Annotated in this window: 1 protein-coding gene and 1 pseudogene; both read right to left on the reverse strand. The window is 38.4% G+C overall.

The genetic code is table 11. The annotated features are described in order from the left end of the window. Positions 1-239: 239 nt before the first annotated feature. On the reverse strand, positions 240-950 hold the full coding sequence (locus CBG25_RS00965) for a Bax inhibitor-1/YccA family protein (RefSeq protein ID WP_290603863.1): 711 nt from the start codon (positions 948-950) through the stop codon (positions 240-242). 172 nt (positions 951-1,122) lie between these two features. Next, a pseudogene (locus CBG25_RS00970) lies at positions 1,123-1,374 on the reverse strand (molybdenum cofactor biosynthesis protein MoaE); the annotation flags it as partial. Positions 1,375-1,506: the final 132 nt, after the last annotated feature.

The raw sequence follows: 1,506 nt of genomic DNA on the forward strand, positions 1-1,506 counted from the left end.
CATAAACGATTATCTCGTAACAGCCGCTCTTTGTTGATCATTTCAAACCTTTATTCTCTAAGTTAAACCTCTTTTTATTCTCAATAGCGTGACAAAAAATGCAAGTCTCTATTCAGCAACTAGTTTATTGTTTACCACAAGCCTGGCCTATTGGTTATTTCGCCGAAAAATTGCCTAAATGGTAGAATAAAAAATCCCGCTAACATTATCAGCAGGATTTTTTTAACAAACAGATTAAATTAACGGCGATCGCCAAGAATACGTAACATGATTAAGAACAAGTTAATAAAATCTAAATAAAGTGTCAATGCACCAAGAATAGCGTATTTACGCATACCTTCTTGATCACGGCTATCAATTTGGCTGCCCATGTCCTTCAGTTTCTGTGTATCATAAGCCGTCAAACCTGCAAAAATTAATACGCCGGCGTAGGTGATAACCAACGTTAAGCCAGAACTTTGCAGCCAAATATTGACCAATGAAGCAATAATTAGCCCGATTAGTGCCATAAATAAGAAACTACCCATACCACTTAAGCTACGTTTGGTTGTATAACCATAAAAACTAAGTGCCCCAAACATAGCAGCAGTGATAAAGAAGGTGCTGGCAACCGAAGCGCCAGTGTAGGCAACTAATACGAGAGAAATGGTTAAGCCCGTCAGCGCCGAGTAAAACATAAACATGGCCGTTGCCAGCGCGCCACTCAATTTGGGCAACAGGAATGATAATCCTATGACTAATGCAAATTCAGCAACAATGAGGCCTATCAATACCCAACTATGCGTCGCCAGATACATAATAATATTACTATTATTAATAGCATACCAAGCAACAAACGCAGTTAATAACAAACCTACCGTCATCCAGCCGTATACTTGCGCCATATAGATTTGAATACCTGCGCCAGCGCGCTGGACGATCGAATCATTTTGATGTTCAAATCGATCCATTATGATTACCCTCATCACTTGCGTTAAAGATAAAGCTATTTAGTAAACTAAATAACTCAGTAAACTTAAGTCTATCATAATTTCTGGCTAAAACCATGGTTTGATATGCACAAATAAGAGAAGGTTTTACATTACTTTTACTTTATTTAGCTAAATTTCAATAAAAATTGTGTTACCAACGCTGAAATGCGGCTTGATCACTCGCTCTGGCCTCAACCCAACGACTGCTGTGACCTTGCGCCAAATGCTCTTTTTTCCAAAATGGCGCTTTTGTTTTCATATAATCCATAATAAATTCTGCCGCTAAAAAAGCGCTACTACGATGACCGCTAGTAACACCCACAAACACGATTTCCTCACCTGGCTGTAAAGTACCAATCCGATGAATAATACAGATACGTTGTAACTGCCAACGACCACGCGCTTTATTAAACTAGTTGCTGAATAGAGACTTGCATTTTTTGTCACGCTATTGAGAATAAAAAGAGGTTTAACTTAGAGAATAAAGGTTTGAAATGATCAACAAAGAGCGGCTGTTACGAGATAATCGTTTATG

Source organism: Arsenophonus sp. ENCA, from assembly GCF_002287155.1.
GTDB classification, from domain to species: domain Bacteria; phylum Pseudomonadota; class Gammaproteobacteria; order Enterobacterales; family Enterobacteriaceae; genus Arsenophonus; species Arsenophonus nilaparvatae.